The sequence below is a fragment of the Catellatospora sp. KI3 genome (assembly GCF_029948125.1).
Lineage (GTDB): Bacteria > Actinomycetota > Actinomycetes > Mycobacteriales > Micromonosporaceae > Catellatospora.
The window spans coordinates 74265-100839 of the sequence record NZ_JASAMB010000020.1 but is presented as its reverse complement, the minus strand read 5'-3'; the positions used below and the strand labels follow the sequence as shown (position 1 = coordinate 100839).

Annotated in this window: 15 protein-coding genes; 6 read left to right on the top strand and 9 right to left on the bottom strand. The window is 74.0% G+C overall.

Annotation, left to right across the window (positions count from 1 at the left end):
• Positions 1 to 193 precede the first annotated feature (193 nt).
• Both QEZ54_RS27590 and QEZ54_RS27585 read left to right on the top strand, forming a co-directional pair.
• On the top strand, positions 194 to 1762 hold the full coding sequence (locus QEZ54_RS27590) for a DHA2 family efflux MFS transporter permease subunit (protein ID WP_281307644.1): 1569 nt from the start codon (positions 194 to 196) through the stop codon (positions 1760 to 1762).
• 288 nt (positions 1763 to 2050) lie between these two features.
• On the top strand, positions 2051 to 3367 hold the full coding sequence (locus tag QEZ54_RS27585) for a glycosyl hydrolase family 18 protein (RefSeq protein WP_281307702.1): 1317 nt from the start codon (positions 2051 to 2053) through the stop codon (positions 3365 to 3367).
• A 122-nt stretch (positions 3368 to 3489) separates the two neighbouring features.
• On the opposite strand, the gene QEZ54_RS27580 is transcribed toward QEZ54_RS27585, so the two are convergent.
• Positions 3490 to 4098: a TetR/AcrR family transcriptional regulator gene (locus QEZ54_RS27580; protein ID WP_281307643.1), complete on the bottom strand. Its 609-nt coding sequence runs from the start codon at positions 4096 to 4098 to the stop codon at positions 3490 to 3492.
• A gap of 22 nt (positions 4099 to 4120) precedes the next feature.
• Between QEZ54_RS27580 and QEZ54_RS27575 the strand changes: the two genes are divergently transcribed.
• From QEZ54_RS27575 to QEZ54_RS27560, 4 genes are all read left to right on the top strand, one after another.
• Positions 4121 to 4990, top strand: coding sequence for an alpha/beta hydrolase (locus QEZ54_RS27575; RefSeq protein WP_281307642.1), 870 nt, complete (start codon positions 4121 to 4123; stop codon positions 4988 to 4990).
• A 168-nt stretch (positions 4991 to 5158) separates the two neighbouring features.
• Positions 5159 to 6673 (top strand): FAD-binding protein, encoded by a 1515-nt coding sequence (locus QEZ54_RS27570; protein ID WP_281307641.1) that lies wholly within the window; start codon positions 5159 to 5161, stop codon positions 6671 to 6673.
• A 74-nt stretch (positions 6674 to 6747) separates the two neighbouring features.
• Positions 6748 to 7527, top strand: coding sequence for a hypothetical protein (locus QEZ54_RS27565; RefSeq protein WP_281307640.1), 780 nt, complete (start codon positions 6748 to 6750; stop codon positions 7525 to 7527).
• On the top strand, positions 7524 to 7889 hold the full coding sequence (locus QEZ54_RS27560) for a GntR family transcriptional regulator (RefSeq protein ID WP_281307639.1): 366 nt from the start codon (positions 7524 to 7526) through the stop codon (positions 7887 to 7889). The genes QEZ54_RS27565 and QEZ54_RS27560 overlap by 4 nt, the downstream gene beginning before the upstream one ends.
• A 17-nt stretch (positions 7890 to 7906) precedes the next feature.
• On the opposite strand, the gene QEZ54_RS27555 is transcribed toward QEZ54_RS27560, so the two are convergent.
• The 8 genes from QEZ54_RS27555 to QEZ54_RS27520 form a co-directional block, all read right to left on the bottom strand.
• Positions 7907 to 9784 (bottom strand): N,N-dimethylformamidase beta subunit family domain-containing protein, encoded by a 1878-nt coding sequence (locus QEZ54_RS27555; RefSeq protein WP_281307638.1) that lies wholly within the window; start codon positions 9782 to 9784, stop codon positions 7907 to 7909.
• Positions 9781 to 11202 (bottom strand): hypothetical protein, encoded by a 1422-nt coding sequence (locus tag QEZ54_RS27550; protein ID WP_281307637.1) that lies wholly within the window; start codon positions 11200 to 11202, stop codon positions 9781 to 9783. Before QEZ54_RS27550 ends, QEZ54_RS27555 begins: the two co-directional genes overlap by 4 nt.
• A complete protein-coding gene (locus QEZ54_RS27545) occupies positions 11202 to 11453 on the bottom strand; it encodes a phosphopantetheine-binding protein (RefSeq protein WP_281307636.1) in 252 nt (83 codons plus the stop codon). The genes QEZ54_RS27550 and QEZ54_RS27545 overlap by 1 nt, the downstream gene beginning before the upstream one ends.
• Positions 11450 to 14464: an amino acid adenylation domain-containing protein gene (locus QEZ54_RS27540; protein WP_281307635.1), complete on the bottom strand. Its 3015-nt coding sequence runs from the start codon at positions 14462 to 14464 to the stop codon at positions 11450 to 11452. Before QEZ54_RS27540 ends, QEZ54_RS27545 begins: the two co-directional genes overlap by 4 nt.
• The gene (locus tag QEZ54_RS27535; protein WP_281307634.1) at positions 14461 to 15993 is read right to left on the bottom strand and encodes a class I adenylate-forming enzyme family protein; all 1533 of its coding nucleotides are present in this window, start codon (positions 15991 to 15993) and stop codon (positions 14461 to 14463) included. The genes QEZ54_RS27540 and QEZ54_RS27535 overlap by 4 nt, the downstream gene beginning before the upstream one ends.
• A gap of 37 nt (positions 15994 to 16030) precedes the next feature.
• Positions 16031 to 21568 carry a non-ribosomal peptide synthetase/MFS transporter gene (locus QEZ54_RS27530; RefSeq protein ID WP_281307633.1) on the bottom strand — a complete coding sequence of 1846 codons (5538 nt, stop codon included), beginning with the start codon at positions 21566 to 21568 and terminating at the stop codon, positions 16031 to 16033.
• Positions 21565 to 24636: a condensation domain-containing protein gene (locus QEZ54_RS27525; protein ID WP_281307632.1), complete on the bottom strand. Its 3072-nt coding sequence runs from the start codon at positions 24634 to 24636 to the stop codon at positions 21565 to 21567. Before QEZ54_RS27525 ends, QEZ54_RS27530 begins: the two co-directional genes overlap by 4 nt.
• Positions 24637 to 24832: 196 nt before the next feature.
• Positions 24833 to 26308: a glycoside hydrolase family 3 N-terminal domain-containing protein gene (locus tag QEZ54_RS27520; protein WP_281307631.1), complete on the bottom strand. Its 1476-nt coding sequence runs from the start codon at positions 26306 to 26308 to the stop codon at positions 24833 to 24835.
• Positions 26309 to 26575: the final 267 nt, after the last annotated feature.

The following is a 26575-nucleotide window of genomic DNA, read 5'->3' as shown; positions in this document are numbered from 1 at the left end:
TTGCCCTGCTACCTGCGCAAGCTTTGATCATATGGCGAAATACCGGGGTCGGGCGTGTCGCGCGCCACGCAAGGGTGACTACCCTGCGGCTACCCGGGACCCAACTGCGACCATGGCGGAAGGCGCCGATGTCAGATTAGGACCGATAGCTGGTTCAGCGCCCGAATAGTCGACAAGCATGAGGAGCCCCCGCATGACCACCACCAGCAGCCCGCCAGCCGCGGCTGACCCCCCGGCCCCAGCAGCCGCGACCGAGAAGCTGGACAGCGGCGTCCTGAAGGTCGCCGGCGTGGTGGTGCTCGGCGCCATCATGTCGATCCTCGACATCACCGTGGTGAGCGTCGGCCTGCCGACCTTCGGCCAGGAGTTCCACGCGACCCCGGCCACCGTCGCGTGGACCATGACCGCGTACACCCTGGCGCTGGCCGCGGTGATCCCGGTCACCGGCTGGGCGGCCGACCGGTTCGGCACCAAGCGCCTCTACCTGACCTCGATCGTGCTGTTCGTGGCCGGTTCGGTGCTGTGCAGCTTCGCCTGGGACATCGGCCCGCTGATCGCGTTCCGGGCGCTGCAGGGCCTGGGCGGCGGCATGCTCATGCCGCTCGGTATGACGATCATGACCCGGGCCGCCGGCCCGGAGCGGATCGGCCGCGTCATGGCCGTGCTCGGCGTGCCGATGCTGCTCGGCCCGATCGGCGGCCCGATCCTGGGCGGCTGGCTGATCGAGTCCTTCGAATGGCAGTGGGTCTTCCTGATCAACCTGCCGATCGGCCTCATCGCGCTGGTCGCCGCGTGGCGGGTGCTGGCCAAGGACGAGCCGAAGCCCTCGGAGTCCTTCGACTTCTTCGGCATGCTGCTGCTCTCCCCGGGCCTGGCCCTGTTCCTGTACGGCGTCTCCTCCATCGCCGGCGAGGGCAAGGTCGCGTCCGCGAAGGTCCTGGTCCCGGGCATCATCGGCCTGGTCCTGGTCGTCGCGTTCGTGCTGCACGCGCTGCGCAAGCAGCACGCGCTGATCGACCTCAGCCTGTTCAAGGACCGCAACCTCACCATCTCGGTCATCACGATGACCCTGTTCTCGGTGGCGTTCATGGGCTCGATGCTGCTGCTGCCGAGCTACTTCATCCAGGTGCGCGGCGAGGGCACCCTCGACGCCGGCCTGCTGCTGGCCCCCAACGGCCTCGGCGCGATGCTGACCATGCCGATCGGCGGCAAGCTCACCGACAAGATGGGCCCGGGCAAGCTGGTGCTGACCGGAATCGCCCTGATCACGGCCGCGCTCGCGGTCTACACCCAGGTCGGCGCCGACACCTCGTACCTGGTGCTGCTGGGCGCGCTGTTCGTGCTGGGCATGGGCATGGGCCTGACCATGATGCCGATCATGTCGGCGGCGATGAGCAGCCTCACCGACGGCCAGATCGCCCGGGGCTCGACGATGATGAACATCGTCCAGCAGACCGCCGGTTCGATCGGCACCGCCGTCATGGCCGTGGTGCTCACCAACAAGGTGCTCGCCGACCAGGCGGCCAGCGCCTTCTACGCCGTCGCGCAGGGCGTCCTCCCGGCCGACCAGGTGCCCCCGCAAATCCTGACCCAGGGCAAGGAGGGGCTGGCCGGCGCGTTCGGCAGCACCTACCTGGTGGCGATGGTGCTGGTCGCGCTGTGCGTGGTCCCGGCGCTGTTCCTGCCGCGCAAGAAGGTGGTCCGGGCCGCGGCCGAGGGCACCGAGGGCAAGCCGGCCGAGCCGGCGTTCGTGCTGCACTAGTTCCACCGAGGCACCGGACGGGCTGCCCGCACCAGGCGGGGATGCGGCAGCCCCGTTCGGCACCGAGGCCCGGCTCGTACGAGCCGGGCCTTCATGCTTTACGGACCTGGGCGTCCACAGTAGATGATCTACGAGATTGGCATCCCTGGACCCATTTACTTAAAAGTAAACCTTACTAATAATTGCGGGATGTCGAACACTTCGTTTCGGACACCGCGTCGCGCGGCGCGCTGGGCGGTCGCACTGGCCGCCAGCACGGCCGTCACCTTCGCGGTCGCCGTGGTCTCCATGCCCAGCGGACAGGCCGCCGAGCCCACCGGCGCCGTGACCGCGCTGGCCGCCTGCACCGCCCCGGCCTGGGCCGAGGGCAACACCTACACCGCGGGCACCCAGGTCACCTACAACGGGCGGCTGTACCAGGCCCTGGTGACCCACACCGCGTACGTCGGCGCCGGCTGGAACCCCGCCGCCACCCCGTCGCTGTGGAAGGACCTCGGCGCCTGCGACGGCACCACTCCGCCGTCGCCGTCCGCCTCGCCCTCCCGCTCGGCGTCGCCCTCGCCGTCGCCGTCGCGCTCGGCCTCCCCCTCGCCGTCCCCGTCGAAGTCGGCTTCGCCCTCTCCGTCGCCGTCCACCTCCCCCGGCGGCACCACCTGCGCCGTCAAGTCCCGCCCGGCCGGCAAGGTGCTGGTCGGCTACTGGGAGAACTGGGACGGCGCGTCCAACGGCGTGCACCCGGGCATGGGCTGGATCCCGATCACCGACTCGCGCATGGCGCAGCACGGCTACAACGTCATCAACGCCGCGTTCCCGGTGATCCGCTCCGACGGCACCGCGCTGTGGGAGAACGGCATGGACGCGGGCGTCAAGGTGGCCACCCCGGCCGAGATGTGCGCGGCCAAGGCCGCCGGGCAGACCATCCTGCTGTCCATCGGCGGCGCCGCGGCCGGCATCGACCTCAGCTCCAGCGTGGTCGCCGACCGGTTCATCGCCACCATCGTGCCGATCCTGAAGACGTACAACTTCGACGGCATCGACATCGACATCGAGACCGGCCTGACCGGCAGCGGCAGCATCAGCACCCTGTCGACCTCGCAGGCCAACCTCATCCGCATCATCGACGGCGTGCTGGCGCAGATGCCGTCCAACTTCGGCCTGACCATGGCGCCGGAGACCGCGTACGTCACCGGCGGCAGCGTCACCTACGGCTCGATCTGGGGCTCGTACCTGCCGATCATCAAGAAGTACGCCGACAACGGCCGCCTGTGGTGGCTGAACATGCAGTACTACAACGGCAGCATGTACGGCTGCGCCGGCGACTCGTACTCCGCGGGCACCGTGCAGGGCTTCACCGCGCAGACCACCTGCCTCAACAACGGTCTGACCATCGGCGGGGTCACCATCCGGGTCCCCTACGACAAGCAGGTGCCGGGCCTGCCCGCGCAGTCGGGCGCCGGTGGCGGCTACATGGCGCCGAGCCTGGTGTCGCAGTCGTGGAACAGCTTCAGCGGCAGCCTCAAGGGCCTGATGACCTGGTCCATCAACTGGGACGGCAGCAAGAGCTGGACCTTCGGCGACAACGTCAAGTCCCTCCAGGGACGCTGACCCTCCGCCACACCGGTGGCCCGGCTCCACACGCGGAGCCGGGCCACCGGCCTTTTCACGTGCAGTTTCGGGGAAACTGCACCAATCTTGAGCGCAATTCCTGCAGTTTCCCCGAAACTGCACTACTGCCCGCCGCCAGCGACCGCGCCGAACAGCCGGTCGAGGTGGTATCGCAGCACGGCCAGTGCCGCCTCGCCGTCCCGCTGGCCGCCCAGCACGCTGGAGCCCAGCCCGTTCGTCAGGGCGAGCAGCCCCGCGGCGATCGTCGCCGAGTCCGCCGGCGAGGCCGCGCCCGCCGCCTCGATCTGCCTGGCCAGGAACCTCTCCAGCGCGTCGGGGTAGGCCGTCCCGTGCTCGGTGGCCAGGTCCGGTTCGGCCAGCACCAGCGTGTAGTACGCCGCGTAGGTGCGGGTGATCCGGCGGCTCTCCTCGTCGGTCGGCAGGATCGCGGTGAGCGTGCCGTAGACCATGCCGGCCGGGGTCGGGGGCGTGCCCAGGGCACGGATGTGCCGCTCCACCCGGGCCGACAGCTGCTCGCCCAGGTAGGCCAGGCCCGCGAGCAGCAGGCCGTTCTTGCTCTGGAAGTAGTACTGCACCAGCCGCAGCGACACCCCGGCCTCGGCCGCGACCTCCCGCATGCTGGCCGACTGCAGGCCCTTCGTATCGGCGATCCGCAGCAGGGCCGCACCGATCTCCCGGCGGCGCACCTCATGGTCGACTCTCTTCGGCACCTTTTGATGATACAGTCGTATCATGAAAACGGTGGGAGGCTTCACCAGCGAGAAAGCACGCGCCAGATTCCTCACCGCGTACGGTCAGGCCCTCGACCGCCGCTGGCCGGACCGGACCGCCGCGGACGTGCCGACCACCTTCGGCACCACTCGCGTGCACACGTGCGGCCCCGCCGGGGCAACGCCGGTCGTGCTGCTGCCCGGGGCGGGAGGCAACGCCCTGATGTGGCACCGCTACGTGGCGGAGCTGGGCAGGCACCGGCGCGTGATCGCGATCGACCCGGTGGGCGACCCCGGCGGCTCCACCCAGGACCGGCCGATCGACGGCCCCGAGCACCTGACGCAGTGGCTGGGCGAAGTCCTCACCGCGCTCGGGATCGGACGCGCGCACCTGATCGGCTGCTCATACGGCGGATGGACCGCGCTGCGGTACGCGCTGCGCGACCCCGCCGCCGTCGCCTCGCTCACCCTGCTGGACCCGGCCGGATTCGGGAAGGTCACCGGTCGGTTCATCGCCTGGGTGGTGCTCGGCGGCCTCGCCGGGATGGGCCCCCGGCCGCTGCGCCACCGGGCGGCGGGCCGGCTGCGCAACGCCACCCTGCGCGACGACGACCTGATGGGCCTGGCCACCGCCATGATGGGCTTCCGGCGGCGCCTGCCCGTCCCGCCGCCACTGACGGACGAGGAACTGCGCGAGGTCGGGGTACCGATGCTGGTCCTGCTCGGCGAGCGCGGCCAGCTCTACGACGCCGCCGAGGTGGCGCGCCGGATCCGGACCCTGACCGGCGCCGAGGTCGAGGTCGTGCCGGGCGCGGGCCACGACCTGCCGATGAGCTGCCCGGACCGGATCCTCGACCGGGCCGGCGCCTTCATGGACGGCGTGGCTGCCTGACCTGCATCGATGTGACGGCCGCCGCTGAAGCACTCGACGTGTTCGGGGAAAGTGCAGTGATTCCTGCCAAGATTCCAGCACTTTCCCCGAAGCTGCACCGGGGCGCCCGCACGGGCGGGCGGGCGGCGCCCCGGTTCTTTTAGGTTTGTTTCTAGTAGGGTGGCGCGCATGGTGGACGCGCAGATAGTCAGGCCTGGCGATGCCGCGCACGGGGAACTCGCGCGCGCGCTCAACCGCCGCTTCGCCGGCAGCCCGGACGAGATCCACCGCGTACGCGACACCGCCGACGTGGTGGCCGCGGTGACCCGCGCGGTGCACACCGGACGCAGGATCGCGGTGCGCGGCGGCGGCCACTGCTACGAGGACTTCGTCGCCCACCCGGACGTCGCGCTGCTCATCGACGCGTCCGGACTGGACACCGTCGACTGGGACGCCGAGCGCGGCGCGTTCGCCGTCGGCGCGGGGGCGACCCTCGGCGCGGTGTACAAGAAGCTGCTCAAGGGCTGGGGCGTCACCATCCCCGGCGGGTCCTGCCACAGTGTCGGGGTCGGCGGCCACTTCACCGGCGGCGGCTACGGCGTGCTGTCGCGGCGGCACGGGCTCACCATCGACCACCTGGAAGCGGTCGAGGTGGTGGTGGTCGACGCCGACGGCGCCGTACGCGCGGTGCTGGCCTCCCGGGACCCGCACGACCCGCACCACGACCTGTGGTGGGCCCACACCGGCGGTGGCGGCGGCACGTTCGGCGTGGTCACCCGCTTCTGGCTGCGCTCGCCCCAGGCCGGTGCCGAACCCTCGCGCGCCCTGCCGGCTCCGCCGGCCGAGGTGTGGCTGCACGCCGCCACCTGGCCGTGGGAGTCGCTGGACCGCGACGGGTTCGACCGGCTGCTGGCCAACTTCGGCGCCTGGCACGAGCGGCACGCCGACGTGGCCGACCCGTACGCCGGGCTGGCGTCGGCGCTGCTGGTGCCGACCCGGGCAGCCGCCGGGATCAGCCTGCGCTCCACCATGGACGCGACCAGCCCGGACGCGGAGCCACTGCTGCGGGCGTTCGTCGCCGAGGTCGGCGCCGAGGTGGGCCCGGCGGCGCCGATGACCGAGCAGGCGGGCAAGGTGGCGGCGCTGCCCGAGGCGGCCGCGCCGCGCAGGCTCAAGTGGGCCTGGGCCAACCAGCTCGCCGCAGGCACCGACCTGAGGCTGCGGGCCAAGTACAAGTCGGCGTTCCTGCGGCGCGGGTTCACCGCGGCCCAGCGGGAGGCGATCTGGGCGTCGCTGGCGTACGGCCACCCGGACGCCCAGCTGCAGCTCGACTCGTTCGGCGGGGCCGTCAACGCGGTGGCCGCCGACGCGACGGCATACCCGCACCGCGACAGCGTGCTGAAGGCGCAGTGGCAGGCGTACTGGGCCGATGCCGCCGACGACGACCGGCACCTGGACTGGATCCGGCGCGCCTACCGGTCGGTGTTCGCCGACCGGGGCGGCGTGCCGGTCCCCGACGACCAGCTCGACGGCTGCTACGTCAACTACCCCGACGTCGACCTGTCCGACCCCGCCTGGAACACCTCGGACACCCCCTGGTCCGCGCTCTACTTCGGGGGCAACTACGAACGGCTGCAGCGGGTGAAGGCCCGCTGGGACCCGACCGACACCTTCCGCCACGCCCAGTCGGTCCGGCTGCCTTGACGGAGGGGTTGACTTTGTCGCAAGGTATGGCTCATCTTGATGATACATTACTTGCGACATACGGAGGTGGCGCGATGAGCCCGGCGGAGCATGCGGAGGTCAGCCAGTGGCTGGCCCGGCACGGTATGGCCGACGCCGAGCCGACCCCCCTGCTGGCGGCCCGGCTGGCGGTGCGCGGACGGGCCAAGTTCATGGACAGCCTCCTGCTGGCCGTGTTCCTGATGGGCGCGGCACTCACCCACGCGCTCGCACTGCCGGGCGACGTCACGTCCGCCCGGTGGCCGCTGCTGGTGCTGGTGGCGCTGGTGGCCGCGTTGCTGGCGGGGCAGTGGCTGGTCGGCCGGTGGGTGCGCCGCGCCGACCAGCGGGCCGGCGCGGGGCTGCCCCAGCGGGTGGCCCACCCGGTCGAGCTGGGCTGGCCGGCGGTGCTGGGCAGGCCGTTCGCGGTCTTCACCGTCGCCGCGTACGCCAGTGCCGGGCTGCTCGCGCTGAGCGTGCTGCCGGTCGCCGACCCCGGCCTGCGGCGCGGGGCGGCGGTCGTCCTGATCGGCCTCGCCGGTGCCTGCGCCGGTCTGCTCCTGCAGCTCCGCCAGGTGCTGGCCAGCCCGGCCGTGGCGCAGGACGAGGCGTCGCTCACCGCCGACGTCATCATGCGTGTCGAGGATGCCCGCGCGCTGGTCACCCCCAGCCTGGTGTGGTCGCTGCCGCCCATCTTCCTGTACGGGGAGTCGCTGGGCTGGTGGAACGCGGCGGCCGTGGCGCTGGTGGTGGCGGGCGTCGCAGCGTTCGCCTTGATCCAGTTCCGAGCGCCACGTCCGGCGTCGGCGGCGCGGCAGGCCATGGCCACCCGATGATCGTCATCGACCAGAACTCGCCGACGCCGCCGTACGAGCAGCTCCGGGTGCAGCTGGCGCGCCAGATCCAGGATCGCACGCTGGCGGTCGGCACGAGACTGCCGACGATCCGGCGGCTCGCGGCCGACCTGGGCCTCGCCGTGAACACCGTCGGTCGGGCGTACCGGGAGCTGGAGGAGGCCCGGCTGATCGAGACCCGGGGACGGGCCGGCTCGTTCGTCTCGGCCGCCGGTGAGCAGGCCCTTGAGCAGGCCCATCGGGCCGCCCGCGACTACGCGGCGGTCATCGCCGGCCTCGGCATCGACCGCGACGAGGCGATCCGCATCGTCGCGGCGGCGCTGGGCCGTCCGGTGGCTCCCTGAGCACTGACGACTCGCCGCTACGGCGCCGGCGGCCGGGAATCACGCGCGGCCGCGGCCTGCCGCCAGCGCAGGTCCGCGCCCCCGGCCACGAGCATGCCGGCCGCGCCCGCCAGCGCGGTCACCCCGGCGGCCGGGCCGAGGTCGGTCCACGGCGCCGGGCCGTCCACCGGCGGCCGGCAGCGCAGCCGGGCGCCGGTCGCGGCGAACAGCAGGCCGCTCAGCCCGGCCAGCGCGACCACGCCGGTCGCGTCGTCGATCCGCTGCCAGGCTCCCGTGCCGTCGGCCAGCGACGCCGCTGTCCGGGACCACAGCCCGCCGTCGGCGACCGCGAAGTAGGTGGCGTTCACGCAGGCCAGCGCCGTCGTCCCGGCGGCGGCGCCGCCGAGGTCGCGCCACGGGGCCGGTTCGGGCACCGGATCGCGGTAGACGATGCGCCCGTCGGTGGTCACGCCCAGCAGACCCAACGGCATGCCCCGGTACGCCTCCCGTGGTGAGCCCAGCGCCACCAGCTCCGGCGCGGTGTCCACGGTGCGCCACGACAGGTTCTGCCCGCACAGCTCCCGTACCCGCAGCACGCCGTCCGCGGCCGCGAACAGGCGCCCCTCGCACGCGGCCAGCACCGCGCCCGGCACCGCCGGGCCGATCGGCTCGAAGCCCGGCTCGGCCGCCCGGGTGAAGCGCGCCAGCACGTTGCGGGTGATCCGGTCCACGACCGGGTCGGCCAGTGCGGCGCCCCAGTTGACGGTCGCGGCGGTGAACACCTCGCCCTGCCCCAGCCGGTGCACGCCCATGGTGGCGTGGCCGCCCTGCCCGTAGTGGCGCCAGTGCCGCAGGTCGGCGGTGGCGAGGATGACGAACCCGGGCGGGGTGCCGTCCCGGCCCGTCACCCGGGGTACGCCGTCGACCTCGGTGAAGTCGGCGGCGTCGGTCTCGTACCCGAGGGCGCCCTGGGCGAAGGGTTCGCCGTCGCGCAGCCCGGTGCCCGCGAACACCCAGTGTTCGGCGAACCGGACCCGGTACGACTCCTCGCGCATCTTCACCATGTGCTCGCCCCACGTCCCGGCCCCGCGCCGGTAGCTGACCCCGGTCAGCGCGTTCTCAGGCCGGTCGACCGGCGCACTGGACCACTCGACGGTGGTGCGCGACGGATCGGTACGGGCCACCGGGTCGGCGACGGCGTCGCGATGGCACACCATGCTCCGGCCGCCGTCCTCAAGCCGTATCTGCCACCAGCAGGTGTTGGCGCCGAACACGGCCAGGTTGCCGCCGCCGCGCACGTACGCCTCGACGTGGTCGCGCATCTCCCAGGTCCAGTACTCGTCGTGGCCGTTGACGACCAGCACCCGGTGCCGGGCCAGCAGTTCGGGCTGGTCGTGCAGGTCCAGGTTGGCGCAGTACGCCACCCGCAGCCCGCTGCCGGGCAGCCACCGGATCAGCCCGTGCTCCCATTCCTGCGGCGGCGGCCCGCCGCCGGGGCGGTCGAAGCCGACCTTCGCGGCCCGGGTCGGCTCCTCCGCGTAGTACAGGCCCTGCCCCGGCTCACCCGCCCGGTTGTACGCCTGCCAGGTCAGGAACGGCACCGACACCAGCACCTCGGCGTCGCCGGTGCCGCGTACGACGAAGTGGACGTCCGCCTCGGGGCTGTCGGCGACCGTCGAGGCGGCGCGGCCGTCGCCGCGGAACGCGGCCCGGTACAGCGAACTGGGCCAGTTCCCGGGCACGTCCAGCGACCAGTGCGGCCCGTCCACGGTGTCGACGAGCATGACCTGCCCGGTCGGCACGTCCACGACGGTGACGTGTCCGAGCGGATGACCAGGCTCGACGCAGGCGACCACGAAGTCGAGGCTCTTGCCGGGGTCGACGGCGCAGGCGCGGGCGTAAGCGGTGAGCCTCATGCGGCCGCCCCGCCCAGCCGCGCCGGCAGCGCCGCAAGCGGCGCCGGGCCGGCCACGGCCGCCACCACCAGCTCCTCCAGCCCCAGCGCGAACGCCCGCAGCCGCTGCGGCGGCAGGTACCGGGTGTCGCCGGTGACCTGGTAGGTCAGCGCCGGACCGGCGGCGGTCACGTGCGCGCAGAACCGGCAGCCGACCAGCGGCTGCGGCGCCGCCCAGGTGAACACGGTCGCGGCGCGGGCCGCGCGGACCTGCTCGGCGGTGGGCGCGGGGCCGGGCGGCAGGTCGACCAGGCGCATGTCGTTGAAGCAGCACATCGGATGGACCTGCTCGCCGCGCTCGGCGCTGACCTGCGCCAGCGCGGCGTCCAGGGCGAGCTGGTCGTAGTAGCCGGACCGGTAGGCGCGCAGGCTCTCCCGCCAGGCGGGCCGCAGCAGGTCGGCGAAGTCGGCGGCGGAGGTGTCCAGGGTGAACAGGCCCTCCTGGGACAGGGTGGCGACCAGGTCGCGCCGGGACGGGTCGAACCGGTTGCCGACGATGGTCAGCACGGCCGCCCGGTCGCCCGCGCCGTCGGCGCTGACCATCGCGGCGGTGGCCGCCAACAGCACCGACGACACGCTGGTGCGGTGCCGCGCGGCGAGCGCGGCGGCGGCCAGCCCCAGGGCGGGCGAGGTCAGCCGCCCGACCCACCAGCGCACCGGCTGCGGTTCGGCGCGCGGCGTGGGGAACATGCTCGGCGGCAGGGCCCGGTAGGCGTCGCGCCAGGTGTCCACTACGCCGTCGCTGCGGTCCCGCCCCGCCGCCGAGGTCTCCTCGGCCACGACCGTGCCCGGGTCGCCCGGCGGCGGCCCGGTGCGGCCGAGCAGCGCCAGGCGCAGGTCGCGGAGCAGGATGTCGGCGCCGTGGCCGTCGGTGGCCAGGTGGCACAGTGCCAGCACCACCCGGGCGACGGCACCGTCGACGAGGACGAGCCCGACCCGGACCGGCGCCTCGGTGCCGTAGTCGAACGCGGTCGCGGCCAGCTCCTCGACCAGGTCGGTCGCGGCGGATCCGGCCGTGGCCTCGTCGGCGGCCGCGACGGTGCGCACGGCGACGTCGGCCTCCGCCACGATCTCCTGCTGGACCGCCGACCCCGGCGGCACCGCCGACCGGTCGGTGCCGGCTGGTGCCCGGCCCGGGGCGGTGCCGGCGGGCACGATCCGGGTGCGCAGGGCCGGATGCCTGCTCAGCGCCGTGCCGATCCGGTCGAGTGCCGTATCGGGATCGAGCGGGCGGCACCTGTCCGGTGGGGTCAGCACGCGGGTGAGGTTGAAGTAGTGGTCGTTGGGGGCGGTACGCCCGATCGCGGCCCAGATGGCGTACTGGCCCCAGGTGAGCGGCGCGGCCGCGCCCGGTGCCCCGCGCACCGCCACCGTCGGCATCAGACGCCCCGTTCGCGCAGGTGCGCGGCCAGGCTGCCGATCGTGTCCAGGTACGACACATCGTCGTCCAGGTCGAGCGCGACGCCGTAGCGGCGCTCGACGGCGTGGATGAGCCGCAGGAACCCCAGCGAGGTCAGGCCCAGCAGGCCCAGCGAGTGCGGCTCGGCCAGCGCCTGCGCCGGGGTCACCGCGCCCTCGCTGGCCTGGGCCACCAGTCCGGCGAGGTCGGTCTCCAGGGTCGTGGCGGTCACGCCTGCTCCCCCAGCAGCTCTTCGATCGAGGCGACGACGCCTTCGACGGTCGGGGTGTCGAAGAAGACGTCGAAGGGCACCTCGACGCCGTACGCGTCGCGGACCCGGGCGGTGATCTGGGTGATGGTCAGCGAGTGCCCGCCGAGGTCGAACAGGGTGTCGTCCGGGGCGATGTCGTCGATGCGCAGCACCTCGCACCAGATCGCGGTGACCTGGGCGAGCAGGTCCCCGCCGGGCACGGCCGCGGTCTCGGGCGCGGCCGCGCAGGCGCCGTCGAGCTCGTCGGCCGGGTCCTCGGCCGGGCTGCCGGCCAGCGCGGGCGGTTCGGGCAGCGCCCTGCGGTCGAGCTTGCCGTTCGGGGTGAGCGGCAGGCGGTCCAGCCACACGTACTGGCCGGGCATCATGTAGCGGGGCAGGGTGCCCGACAGGTGCCGCCGGATCTCCGGCAGGTCGCCGGCGCCGACCAGGTACGCCACGAGGGTGCAGCCGCGTACCGCGACGGCGGCGTGGCCCACGCCCGCGGCGCCGAGCAGCGTCTGCTCGATCTCGCCGAGTTCGATGCGGTGGCCGCGCAGCTTGATCTGGTCGTCGACCCGGCCCAGGAACTCGACCTGCCCGTCGGCGCCCAGCCGCACCAGGTCACCGGTGCGGTAGAGGCGCTGCCCGGCCACGGTCACGAACTTCTGCCCGGTCAGCTCCGGGCGGCCCCGGTAGCCCCGGGCCAGGCCGGCGCCGCCGATGCACAGCTCACCGGGCACGCCCGGCGGCAGCGGGCGCAGCGACTCGTCCAGCACGTGCAGGGTGGTGTTGGCCAACGGGCCGCCGATGGTGATCCGCTGCGGGTCGGCGGGGATCTCGGCGGCGGTGGACCAGATGGTGGTCTCGGTGGGGCCGTACACGTTGAGCAGCCGGGCGGTGCGCTCGCGCAGGCGCCTGGCCAGCGGCGGCGGCAGCGGCTCGCCGCCGCACAGAGCCGTGATCGGCGCCCCGGCGAAGTCGGCGTCCAGCAGCATCCGCCAGGTCGACGGGGTGGCCTGTACGTGGGTGGCGCCGCTGTCGCGGATGAGCCGGTCCAGCGCGGCGCCCTCGCGGGTGGCCGCGTCCGGCGCGACGATCACCCGCGCGCCGGTGGTCAGCGGGAGGAACAGCTCCAGGCCGCTGATGTCGAACGACAGCGAGGTCAGGTTGAGCCAGCGGTGCGCCGGGTCGGTGCCCAGCAGCTCCGCCATGGCCGCGATCAGGTTCGCCAGCGCCGCGTGTCCGATCTCGACGCCCTTCGGGCGGCCGGTCGAGCCCGAGGTGTAGATGGCGTACGCGAGCGCGTCCGGGTCGCCGCCGGTCTGCGGGGCGGTGTCGGGCTCGGCCGCGAACACGGCCAGCCCGTCCAGCGCCAGCACGTCCAGGGGCCCGCCGGTGTGGCCGAGGATCACCTTCGCGCCCGCGTCGGCGGCGATGAACTCCAGCCTTGCCTGCGGGTACGACGGATCCAGCGGCAGGTACGCGGCCCCGGCCGCCAGGATGCCCAGCACCCCGGCGACCAGCTCGGTGCTCCGCCTGGCGCACAGGCCGACCAGGTCGCCGTCGGCGACGCCCCGGGCGCGCAGGCCGTTGCCGACCCGGTGCGCGGCCTGGACCAGCTGCCGGTAGGTCAGCTCACCGTCGGTGCCGGACACGGCGGTCGCGTCGGGGCTGCGGTCGGCCTGCTCGCGGACCAGGTCCAGCACGGTGGCGGCCCGGCGCGGCCGGTCGGTGGCGTTGCCCGCCGCGAGCAGCGCCTGCTCGTCGGCGGTGAGCAGGTCCAGCTCCCGGACGGGGCGCTGCGGATCCGCCACGGCCGACTCCAGCAACCGGGTCAGGTGCAGGAAGAACCGCTCGGCGGCGGGCGCGTGCCGGGCGGGCACGTACACCGACCCGGCCAGCCCCGCGGCGCTGTCCACGAGCTGCAGGTGCAGCGCGGTGCGCACCACCGGCGGAACGAGCTCCCAGTGCACGTCGGCGTCGAGGTCGCCGCGGCGCCGGTAGCTGACCGACACCGGCGCGAGCGCGAGCCGGGGCGTCAGGCCGGGCACCGCCCGGCCGAGCGGCACCTCGCGGTGGCGGTAGACCGCGCGGGCCTCGGCCCGGACCGTGTGCGCGAACGCGGCCCACGGCTGGTCGAGGTCGGGGGCGACGGTGACGGGCAGTTCGTTGACCCACATGCCGATCTCGCCGGACAGGTCCGGGGTGCGGGTGGTCAGGTCTACCGCGACCGACGTGGTGGTGTTGCCGTACCGGGCCAGGACCGCGTGCACCGCCGCGAGCAGCTGCTCGAACCGGGTCAACCCGAGTGTGTCCGCGTTGGCGGTCAGCGCCGCGTCGAGGTCGGCGCCCAGGCTGAACCGCACTGAGGCGTGCGGTTCGGCGGCGGTCACGGGCCCGTCGGCGTAGGGCAGGGCCACCTCGCCGGACGGCGATGGCCGGGTCGCCCAGAACTCGCGCGCGGCCGCGGTGCCCTCGGCGATCCGCTGCGCCTGGGCACGGGCGGCGGCGCCGAGCTCGGCCGGCGACCCGGACGGCAGCGGCCGCCCGTCGTACGCGGCGAGCAGGTCGGCGACGAGCACGTCCTTGGACGCGCCGTCGAAGATCAGGTGGTGCGCGACGACCAGCACGGTCGTGCCGAGGTCGGTGTGGATCGCGCTGCACCGGGCCAGCGGGCCCTGGGCCAGGTCGAACGGGCGCTTGAGCTCGTCGGCGACCACCGTGTCCAGGTCGCCGGTGCGGTAGGCGACCGGTGCGGCCGGCACGGCCCGCAGCAGCGGCTCGCCGTCGTGTTCGGTCACCGCGACCGCCAGGGCCGGGTGCCGGTCCGCGACCTGCGCCCAGGCCTGATCGAGCCGGTCCGGGTCCGCCGGGCCGGGCAGGGTGACCGCGACGGCCAGCCGGTACGCCGTGTCGGCGGCGCCGACCCGTTCGGTGAACCAGACGCCCTGCTGGGCGAGGGTGACGGGGATGCCGTCCAGTGCCTGGGTCATGAGGTTCCCTCCTGGTCGGGCCGCTCGGTGAACAGGGCCCGGAGCCGGTGCTTGATGACCTTGCCCCCGGCGTTGCGGGGCAGTTCGGTGACGTGGGCGAGGCGGCTGGGCTGCTCGTGGGCGGCCAGCCGGGTGGCCAGGAACGCGCGTACCTCGGCCAGGGTCAGCGGCCGCGCGGCGACCAGCACCGCCGCGGGCACCTTGCCGAGCACCGGGTCGGGCAGGCCGAGCACGGCCGCGTCGGTGATCTCCGGGTGCTCGTGCAGGGCCGCTTCCACGGCGACGGTGGAGACCTTGTCGGCGCCGCTCTTGATGACGTCGCTCTCGCGGTCGGCCAGGTACAGGTAGCCGTCTTCGTCGAGGTGGCCGACGTCGCCCATCCGGGTCCAGCCGTCGCGGAACACGTGCCGGGTCGCGTCCGGGTCGTCGTGGTAGGACCGGGCCGTCCCGGCAGCGCGCAGCCACACCTCGCCGACGGTGCCGGGCGGGCACGGGGTGCCGTCGGCGGTCAGGATGCGCAGCTCACCGCCGCCGGTGGCCTTGCCGAGCGCGGCGGGCCGGTCGGGGTGGAACACCATGCTGGTCTGCGTCGGCGCGGCCTCGGTGGAGGTGTAGTAGTTGACGATCGTCGCCTTGGGCAGCTGCGCGGCCAGGCCCGCCGCGATCGACGGCGGCAGCGCGGCGGCGGTGGAGCCGAGCAGCACCACGCTGGACAGGTCGTGCTCGGCCAGCGCACCGGAGTGCAGCAGCTCGATCGCCATCGCGGGCACCACGAACACGCTGCCGACGCGGCGCTCGGCGATGAGCCGGGCGAAGTGCGCGGCGGCGAACCGGGCGGTGGCCAGCATCCCGGCGTGCGCGTCCAGGGCGTTGAGCAGCATGGTCTGCCCGGCGTTGGTGCCGATCGGGAACGCGTGCAGGAACTGCCGGGAGTGGGCCAGGCGGCGCAGCGGCGGGTCGATGCGGCAGCCGTGGGTGAGGTTGGCGTGTACGGCGGTGACGCCCTTGGGCCGACCGGTGGTGCCGGAGGTGTAGAGGATCTGGGCGGGCGCGGCCGGGTCGGGGCCGGGCAGCGGTCCGGCGTCGGGCAGGGCGGTTACGGCGGCGGGATCCCATACCAGCTGGATCGGTGTCTCGGGCCGGACCGCGTCGGGGCCGTGCAGCAGCGCGACCGCGCCGCTGTGGCGCAGCATGTAGTCGAGCTCGGCGGCGGCGCTGCGGGTCGACAGCGGCACCGCGACGGCACCGGCGGCCAGGACGCCGGTGTACGCGGTGGCGTAGGCGATCCAGTCGCGGGCGCCGTACAGCAGCCCGACCCGGTCCCCCGGCCGCACGCCGCCCTCCCGCAGCCCGGCCGCGATCGCCTGGGTGCGCCGCTGCCAGGTCGCCAGGTCGAGCGTGGTCGAACCCTGCGTGATCGCGACATGGTCCGGCTGGGTCCGGGCCCGCGCCGCCAGCAGCTGCGGCACGGTCAGCGGGGCGCGTCCGGCCGCACGCGCGGCGGCCCTGGCGGCGGCGACGGCGCTCACGCGGTCACCGCCCGGCCCGTGACGCGGTAGCGCGCGTTCACGCGTCGACCCGCTCGACCTGGCCGGAGGCGGCCGAGGCCGAGTCCGAAGCGGAGTCGGCGGCCGCGCGGCGGCGGATCTCCTCCAGCCCGAACTGGTCGTCGGGCCGGGCGTCGGGCACGTCGTCGTCGAACCGCTTGATCGCGGGCAACCGCATCGCCACCAGCACCACGGCCGCGATGCAGAGCGCGAGGATCAGGTACAGCAGCCCGATGCCGCGCCCCTCGCCGGTGCCGATGATCCGCCCGAGCGTCCCCGCCAGCGGCCCGTCGGCGGCCATCAGCGGCTCCAGCAGGCTCGACCCGACCGGCCCGACCAGCGTCCAGCCCAGCGGCAGCGTCGACCAGGCGATCACCGTGTTGATCGCGAACACCCGGCCGTGGAACCGCTGCGGCACCTTGACCTGCACGATCGTGGTGTAGACGCCGTTGAGCAGCACCAGCCACATCGAGATGCCGAACGATCCGACCGCGATCACCCACAGCGTCGGCCGCAACCCGATGATCAGGCAGAACACCGCCAGCACCAGGGTGCAGCACAGTACGGTGAACAGCCGCCGGTGCCGCGGTCCGCCCCAGAAGCTCATCGTCAGCCCGCCCAGGAACGCCCCGACCCCGCCCGCGACGGAGATCTGCGCGACCTGGTCCATGCCCCCGAACGCGAGCACCAGCGGTGTCATCATCATGAACAGCGGCGACAGGAAGATGTTGAGCGCCATGAAGAACGCCAGCATGGACCGGAACCCGTGGTTGCCCCAGGAGAACCGGAACCCCTCCCTGATCTCGGCCGACAGGCTCTCCCGCCGCTTCCAGGCCAGCGTGCGCGGGAACCGGACCAGCAGCACGATCGCGATCGCGGCGGCGTAGCTGAGCACGTCGATGACCAGGATGCCGCCGAGGTCGATCACGGCCAGCAGCGCCACCGACAGCATCGGCATCATGATCGTGGCGACGCCGCCGATCATCTGCACGACGCCGTTGGCGTGGCCGAGGTACTGCTTGGGCACCAGCTGCGGGATCGCCGACCCGTACGCCAGGCGCTGGAAGGTCAGCGACACCGACAGCAGCGCGATCAGCGGGTAGATGTGCCACACCTGCAGCGACCCGGTCCACAGCAGCACGCCGAGCACCAGCTGGGTGCCGCCCGCGCCGACGTCGCCGCACAGCATCACCAGGCGCCTGCTGTACCGGTCGACCACCGCCCCCGCCAGCGGCAGCACCACCAGCCCCGGGATCAGCCCGGCGACGGCCAGCAGCGAGAAGTCCAGCAGCGACCCGGTCTCGTGCAGCACCCACAGCGGCAGCGCCACGTCCGTCAGCGTCGACCCGAGGATCGAGATGAGCTGCGCGAACGCGACCATCAGGAACCGGCCCATGCTCGGCTGCGGCCCGGTCGTGACGACCCGGCCGGTCGCCGTCGAGGTGCCGTGCAGCCACCAGCTGGCCCGCTCGCCCCGGCTCTGGCGGGTCAGCGGCGCGGACTGTTCCGCCTTCACCGCCGGGTCGACCGTGGTCACGATCTCGGCCAGCTCGTCGGCCCGCCACTTGAGGAAGAAGTGCCCGGCCTCGTCCAGCACCACCACCGCCGCGTCGTCGGTGAGGAAGTGCCACTCGGTGAAGCGCTCCGGGTAGAACTCGGTCGCCGGGTCGCGCTCGCCCGCGACGCTGATGATCGGGGCGCGCAGCCGGTCGGTGCCGCTGTGCATCAGCTCGGTGAAGTACGCCTCGGCGCTGTCGGAGTCGCGGCGCATGTTGCGGATGATCTGGCGGGCCTGGCCGGGCTCGATGTCGCTCATGTCGACGCCCATCGAGGTCAGCCAGTTGGCGTACGCCTTGTCCGAGCGCAGCGACTCCATCCGGGTGATCCGCGACAGCGCCATCCACACCTTGCTCTGCGGCCGCGCGAACGGGAAGATCGCGCCGATGTAGACGGCGTCGAGGTCGCGGCCGCGCTGCTCCAGCCGGCGGGCGATCTCGACGGTCAGCGCGGAGCCCACGCCGCAGTGGCCGTACAGGGCGATCGGGCCGGTGACCTTCTCCAGGATCTCGGCGGTGCACCGTTCGGCGAGCTCGTCGAAGGGCAGCGCGTCCTCGTCCAGGCCGATGTCGTGGCCGGGGATCGCGACGGAGAACAGCCGGTGCCCGGCGGGCAGCGCGTCGGCCAGCGGCTGGTAGACCACGGCGCTGCCGCCGCCGTACGGGACGCAGACGAGGCTGCGCACCAGCCGGGCGGCCGGCACGGGCCGGGTCAGCTCGTGCACCAGGGCACGGGGTCCGCGCTGGTTGGCGGGCACGTCCACCAGGGCGGCCAGTTCGCGCACGGTCCGGTTCTTGAACAGGTCCATCACCGACACGCCCGCCCCGGCGGCCCGGCGCAGCTTCGCGATCACCTGCGTGGCCAGCAGCGAGTGCCCGCCGAGGTCGAAGAAGTCGTCGTCGCGGCCGATCTGCTCCAGCTCCAGCACCTCGGCCCAGATCGCGGCGACGGCGACCTCGGTCGGGGTGGCCGGGGCCTCGAACACGGCGTTGGCGTCGCGGCCGCGCTGCGGTGCGGGCAGCGAGCGCCGGTCGAGCTTGCCGCTGGGCGTGAGCGGCAGCCGCTCCAGCGGCACGTACGCGGTGGGCACCATGTAGTCGGGCAGGCGCCGCTTGAGGGCCGCCCGCAGCTCGGCCGTGTCCGGTTCGGCGTCGGTGACCAGGTACGCCGCCAGGCGCTTGTCGCCCGGGGAGTCCTCGCGCACGATGACGGCGGCTTCGCGTACGCCCGGCTGGTCGCGCAGCGCCGCCTCGATCTCCCCCAGTTCGATGCGCAGGCCGCGCAGCTTCACCTGCCCGTCGATGCGGCCGAGGAAGTCGATCGTGCCGTCGGGGCGCCAGCGGGCCAGGTCGCCGGTGCGGTAGAGGCGCCGCCCGTCCAGGCCGGTGACGAACTTCTCCGCGGTCAGCTCCGGCCGGTTCAGGTAGCCGTGAGCCAGGCCGACCCCGGCCAGGTGCAGCTCACCGGGCACGCCGACGGGCAGCGGCTCGCCGTGCTGGTCCAGGACGTACACCCGGATGTTGTCGATCGGGCCGCCGATCGGCACCCGCGCCTGCCCCGCCAGCCCGCCCTCCGTGCAGTGGTAGGCGGTGACGTCGATCGCGGCCTCGGTGGGGCCGTACAGGTTGTGCAGCTGCGCGCCCGGCAGCGCGGCCAGGGTCCGCAGCGCCAGGTCGACGGGCAGCTCCTCGCCGCTGCACACGATCGTCCGCAGCGACGCGCACGCCGCGATGCCCGACTCGGCCAGGAACATGCCCAGCATCGACGGCACGAAGTGCAGCGTCGTGACCTCCTCGGCCACGACCAGGTCCCGCAGGTACGCCGCGTCCTTGTGGCCGCCGGGCCGGGCAAGCACCAGCCGCGCCCCGGTCAGCAGCGGCCAGAAGAACTCCCACACCGACACGTCGAACCCGGCCGGTGTCTTCTGCAGCACCGTGTCCGCGCCGGTCAGCCCGTAGCGGCGCTGCATCCAGTGCAGCCGGTTGACGATGCCCCGGTGCCCGTTGAGCACGCCCTTCGGGCGGCCGGTCGAGCCGGAGGTGTAGATCGCATAGGCGACGTCGTCCGGCCCGGCCAGCGGCTCCGGCGCGGTGTCGGGCAGTCCGGCCCAGGCCGCCGGGTCGTCCAGCGCCAGCACCGGCCGCCCGGTCGGCGGCAGGACGTCGCGGGCCGGACCGGCGGTCAGCACGGCGGCCACGTCGGCGTCGTCGAGCATGAACGCGAGCCGGTCGGCCGGGTACTCCGGGTCCAGCGGCAGGTACGCCGCCCCGGAGATCATCGTGCCGAGCAGCGCGGCGACGAGGTCGTGGCTTCGCTCGGCGCACACCGCGACCAGCCGTCCCGGCCCGGCGCCGAGGCCCCGCAGCCGGTGCGCGATCCGGTGCGCCCGGACCAGCAGCTCGGCGTAGGTGATCGTGGCGCCCTCGAAGGTCAGCGCGGGCGCGCCGGGCGTCGCGGCGGCCTGCCGCTGGATCAGCCCGTGCAGGGTCTCGGTGTCCGGGAACGGCGCGTCGGTGTCGTTCCAGCCGGTCAGCACCTGCTCCCGGGCCGCGCCCGCGACCGCCGACAGGCGGCTCAGCGGCCGGTGCGGATCGGCGACCACAGCCGCCAGCAGCTGCGCGAACCCGTCGGCGATCCGGGCGACGGTGTCGGCGGTGAACAGGTCGGTGTTGTACGTGAACGACCCCCACAGCCCGTCGGCACCCTCCAGCAGCGACAGCTCCAGGTCGAACCGGGTCGCTACCGCGCGGGAGCCGAACGGCGACACGCTCAGCCCGCTGGCCGAGGCCCGGCCCGGCGCGGTGTAGTTCTGCAGCGCGAACACGACCTGGAACACCGCCGAGCGGCCCACGTCGCGGACCACGTTCAGCTCGGTGATGACCTGCTCGAAGGACAGGTCCTGGTGGGCGTACCCGTCCAGGGTCGCTTCCCGGACCCGGGCCAGCAGCTGCGCGAACGTCGGGTCGCCCGCGGCGTCGATCCGGGTGGCCAGCATGTTGACGAACATGCCGATCAGCGGTTCCAGCTCGGGGTGGGTCCGCCCGGCCTGCGGCGACCCGATCGCGAAGTCGTCCTGCCGGGCGTGCCGGGCCAGCACGGCGGCGTACGCGGCCAGCAGCGTCATGTACAGCGTCGCCCCGTGCTCGCGGGCCAGCCGCTGCAGCGCCCCGACCAGCGCACCGTCCAGGGTGATGCCGTGCGCGGCACCGGCGAACGTCTGCTCGACCGGGCGCGGGAAGTCGGTGGGCAGGTCCAGCGGCGGCACGCCGGTCAGCCGCTCGCGCCAGAACGCCACGTCGCGGGCCTGCCCGCCGTCGGCCACCCGGGACCGCTGCCAGCAGGCGAAGTCGCCGTACTGCGCGGTGAGCGGAGGCAGCGGGTCGGGGGCGCCCGCGGCCAAAGCGTCGTAGTAGGCGACCAGCTCGCCGACGAGGACGTCGACCGACCAGCCATCGCAGACGATGTGGTGCACGGCCAGCATCAGCACGTGCTCGCCCTCGTCGAGCCGGTACAGCGCGGCGCGGACCAGCGGGCCGGCGGCCAGGTCGAACGGCTCGGCCAGCCGCGCCCGTACCGCCTCGTGGACGTGCTCCTCGCGCGCGGCCGGGTCGGCGCCCTGCGCGTCGAGCACCGCGAGGTCGAGGTGGACGGTGTCGTCGAGGTGCAGCACCGGCTCGCCGTCGGCGGTGGCCCCGAACCGCATCCGCAGGCTCTCGTGCCGGGCCGCGACCGCGTTCAGCGCCGCCGCCAGCACCGCCGGGTCCAGGCCGCCCCGCACCCGCAGCACCACCTGGATCGTGTACGCCGCGGTGCCGGGCGCGAACTGCTCCATGAACCACAGCCGCTCCTGCGCGTGCGACAGCGGCACCGGCGTACCCGCCGGCCGCGGCGTGATCGTCGCGGCCGGGGCGGCGGTGCTCTGGCGCAGCCGCGCGGCCAGCAGCGAGCGCTTCGTCGCCGACAGCGTGGCGGCCTGCGGGGTCTCGGCGACGTCGGTCACGGTGCTCCCTGTCCCGCCGCGAGCAGTTGCGCCGCGGCCTCTTCCTCGGTGAGCCGGTCGATCTCGGCGACCAGCGCCTGCTCGACGGCGTCGGCGAACCCGGCCACGGTGGGCCGGTCGAACAGCGCCCGGATGGGCAGGTCCAGCTCGACGGTGGCACGCAGCCGGGCGATGACCCGGGTGGCCAGCAGCGAGTGCCCGCCCAGGGCGAAGAAGTCGTCGTGCGCCCCGGCCCGCTCGATCGGCAGCAGCTCGGTGAAGATCCCCGCGACCAGCACCTCGGCGTCGGTACGCGGTGCGAGGTAGTCGGCGCGCAGCTCCTGCCCGACGGTCACCGGCGGCAGGGCGCGCAGGTCCACCTTGCCGTTGCGCGTCAGCGGCAGCTCGGCCAGCACCACGACCACGCTCGGCACCAGCAGCGCGGGCAGCCGCCGCGCGGCGGACGCGCGCACCTCGTCGGCGCCGACCGGGCCGGTGACGTACCCGACCAGGGTGTCCCCGACCGCCACCACGGCCGCCTGGCCGACACCCGGATGCCCGGTGAGGACCGCCTCGACCTCGCCGGGCTCGATCCGCACCCCGCGCACCTTCAGCTGCCGGTCCACCCGGCCCAGGAACTCCAGCACGGGTTCGTCCCGGCGCCAGCGGACCCGGTCCCCGGTGCGGTACATCAGCCCCGGCCCGTACGGGTCGGGCGCGAACCGCTCGGCGGTCAGCTCCCCCTGGCCCAGGTAGCCCTCGGCCAGCCCCGCTCCGGCCAGGCACAGCTCCCCGGCCGCGCCGGGCGGCACCAGGCGCCCGAACCGGTCCAGCACGTAGGCCCGGACACCGGCCAGCGGGCGGCCGATCGGCGGGCGGCGGCGCGTGTCGGCCCCGCCCAGGTCGGTCGCGGTGGCGATGATCGTGGCCTCGGTCGGGCCGTAGGTGTTGACCAGGCGGATCCGGTCGGCGTGCCGGTCCCGCCACGTCGCGATCGCGGCGGCGTCGACCTGTTCTCCGCCGAGGATGACCAGCCGCAGCGCGGCGGGCCACGCGGGCACCACGTCCAGCAGCGCCTGCCAGTACGCCGTGGGCAGGTCCAGGACCGTGACCGCCGGGTCGGCGGCGAGCAGTTCGGGCAGCGACTGCGGGCCGTCGGGCAGCAGCACGAGCGTGCCGCCGGTGGCCAGGGTCGGCCAGATCTCCTCGGCGTGGGTGTCGAACCCGACGCCCGCGAACTGGACCACCCGGTCGGCGGCGGTCAGCGCGTACTCGGCGGCCATCCACGTCGTACGGTCGTCGAGGGCTCGCCGGCCGACCAGAACGGCCTTCGGCGTCCCGGTCGAACCCGAGGTGAACAGCACATAGGCGGCGTCGGGTGCGGTCGTCGGCTCGGCCGCGCCGGGCAGGACGCCGTCGGCGGTCAGCACCGCGGCCACCGCGGCCTGGGCGGTCATCGCGTCGCGGCGGGCGGCGGGCAGCTGCGGATCGAGGGGCACGTAGCCGCAGCCGACCCGCCATACCGCCAGCAGCGACACGATCAGGTCGGCGCCGCGCGGCACGCTCACGCCGACGAGCGCGCCCGGGGCGACCCCGGCCGCGCGCAGCGACTCGGCCAGCTCGCCCGCGCCGGTCCACAGCCGCGCGTAGCTGACCTGCTCGTCCCCGCTGCGCAGCGCGATCGCGTCCGGGGTGGCCGCGACGGTCGACTCGATCCGGTCCAGCAGGGGCACGTCGGGTGCCAGGTCGGGTCCGGTGCCCAGGCGCAGCAGTTCGGCGCGGGTGTCGTCGTCGACCAGCGGCAGCTCGCGGACGCGGGCGTCCGGGTCGGCCAGCACCGTGTGCAGCAGCGCGGTGAACCGGTCGGCCAGCGCGTGCGCGGTGGCCGGGTCGAACAGGTCGCGGTTGTAGGTCAGCGCCACGTCCATCGCGTCGGCGCCGAGCTGCACGTCCATCGCCACGTCGGTCTTGACGTGCGGGGTGCCGGAGTCGAACGCCTCGGCGGCCAGCCCGCCGAACCCGTCGGTCGCGGTGGCGGAGACGTTCATGGTGGTGTGCAGCGTGAACGTGGCCTGGAACAGTGCGTTGCGGCTCAGGTCGCGGGGCAGGTCCAGCCGCGCGGTCAGGTCCTCGAACGGGATGTCCTGGTGCGCGAACGCCTCCATGAACGACTTGCGGGTCCGCAGCACGAGGTCGCGGAAGGTGACGTCGCCGGAGAGGTCGGCGCGCAGCACCAGCATCCCGCTGAAGTAGCCGAACACCGCCTCCAGCGCGGTGTCGTCGCGCCCGGCGACCGGGGTGCCGACGGTCAGGTCGTCCTGGCCGGACAGCTGCGCCAGGGCCAGCTCGTACAGCGTCACCAGCAGCATGTACGGCGTGCACCGCAGCTGCCGGGTGGCGGCCTGCACGGCGCGCAGGGTGTCGCCGGGGAACTCGCGCAACACCACGCCGCCCGCCGACGTGCGCACGGGCGGGCGGGGCCGGTCCAGCGGCAGGTCCAGCGTCGGCGGGTCGGCCAGGACGCCGGCCCAGAAGTCCAGGCCGGTGCCGGCGGCACCGGCGCGGGCGGCGGCGTGGTCGAGGTAGCGCACGGCCGGGGCGGCCGGTTCGAGGCCCCGGTAGGACTCGGTGATCTGCCGGTAGAGCAGGTTCATCGACCAGCCGTCGCCGACGATGTGGTGCACGACGGTGCACAGGACGTGCTCGTCCGCGGACAGCCGCAGCAGTCCGACCCGGATCAGGTGCCCCTGGGCGAGGTCGAAGGGGCGGCCGATCAGCTCCTCGACCCGGGCGCGGGCGGCCGCCTGCGGGTCCGGGGCGGCCGACAGGTCGGCGTACTCGACCGGGGTCGGGCGCGGGTCCTGGACCTGCTGGTACGGCACGCCGTCGTGGTCGCCGAAGCGGGTGCGCAGGCTCTCGTGCCGCCGGGTGGCGTCGTCGTAGGCGCGCGTCAGCAGCTCGTAGTCCAGCTGCCCGCGCAGGCGGCTGGTGGTCGAGATGTGGTACGCCGCATCGCCTGGGTCCAACCGGTCCAGGAACCACAGCCGCTGCTGCGCCGCCGTGAGAATGCCTGCTTCGGACTCGGCCATGAGTGTCCCCCCGCGACTGGAGAATGCGAGTCAGTCGGGGGCAAACGTAAGGTGGATTTCTTAAACTGGCAAGACTCTTAACTGAAAGACATAGACCGTTTCCGCACGTGAATAGACATGTCTCGACGTTTTGACCGGCGCGGCCAGCCAAGTGACCGCTCCGGTCGCGCCGCATCCGATTCAGAAGATTTTCCGATCAGTGCCGTCCGGTCAGGACCTCGGCGGCGGCCCGTCCGCAGGCACGGGTTCCGCCGTGGGTGACCACATAGACCGACCCCACCGGCTCGGGCTCCGGCATGCCGAGCTCGACCACGACCGCGTCCGGCCGGGCCGCGAGCAGCCGCGCCCGCGCCTGCCGCGCCCAGGGGTGCCGGGCGGCGTCGCGCCCCACGACGACCAGGGCCCGGCCGTCCGCCGCCGCGAGCGCCGCGTCCAGCCAGTCCGGCTCGGGCTCGGGGCCGACCCGTCCGGTGGTGGTACCGGCCAGCAGCGCGGCCAGCGGCCCGGCCACGCCCCAGGGCATGCTCTGGTCGACGGCGATCCCGGTCGGGGTGTCCAGCTCGACCACGTGCGCCGGACCCGCCAGCGGCAGCCCCGAACCGGTCACCCGCACCGCCCGCCGGGCCGCGGCGAGCCCGACCTCCGGCGTACGCCCGAGATCCGCCGCGGCCTCGCGCCCCCACCGGGCCAGTGCGCGCACCCGCGCCGCCGCGTCGGCCAGCCGCTCCTGCGCCAGCGCACCCTCGCGCACCGCGGTGACGATCGAGTTGCGCAGCAGCCCGACGATGCCCTCGTTCTTGTACTCGCCGCCCACGCAGATCGCGTCGGCACCGGCCGCCAGCGCCCGCACCGCGGCCCCGCCGACGCCCCACTGCCGGGCCACGGCCGCCATCTCGATGCCGTCGGTCACGATCAGCCCCTGGAAGCCCAGCCGCTCGCGCAGCAGCCCCGTCAGCAGCACCGGACTCAACGTGGCCGGCAGCTCCTCGTCGTACGCGGTGACCAGCAGGTGTCCGGTCATGATCGCGCGCACCCCGGCGGCGATCGCGGCGGTGAACGGCGGCAGCGCGGTGGCGGCCAGCTCCTCGCGCGAGGCGTGCACCCGGGCCGCGTCGAAGTGCGAGTCCTCCACGGTGTCGCCGTGCCCCGGGAAGTGCTTGGCGCACGCGGCCACCCCGGCCGCCTGCAGCCCGCGCACCCAGGCCGCGCTGTGCCGGGCGACCAGCGCCGGATCGGCGCCGAAGGACCGCACCCCGATGACGACGTTCTCGGGCCGGGAGTTGACGTCGACGGTGGGCGCGTAGTTCAGGGTGATGCCCACGGCGGCCAGGTCGGCGCCGATGTCGCGGGCCACGGCCTCGGTGAGGTCCGGATCGTCCACGGCGCCCAGCGCCAGGTTCCCGGGTCGGTCGCTGCCGGTGCGGGCGTCCAGCCGGGTGACGTCACCGGCCTCCTCGTCGATCGCGATCACCACGTCCGGGTTCTCGGCACGCAGCTGCGCGGTCAGCTCGGCGGTCTGCTCGCGGTCGGCGACATTGCGCGAGTACAGCGCGACCCCGCCCAGGCCCCGGCCGAGTCTGCGGCGCACCCAGTCCGGCGCCGAGGTGCCGACGAAGCCGGGCTGCAGCACGGTGTCGGCCAGCAGGGCCAGGTCGGAGTCGAGCTGCGTCATCGTGGATCTTCCCTTTCGCTCACTGCGCGCAGGCGCTGTGCGCGATCCAGCGCACTGGAGGCGCGTCGGAGTCATCTGTGCGCACGGATGGGCGGGAGCGTACCGGTCGGCATCCTGATTCGACAGCCCGGTCCGGGCGACCCGGTCGTGCCGATCGTCCGCACGGCGTTGACCCGCGCGACAGCCGCTCTTAAGTTTGTAAATACGATAAACTTAAATCCGTCGCCACCGGACGCCCAGCAGCCCCTCCACGGCCGCGACCGCCCC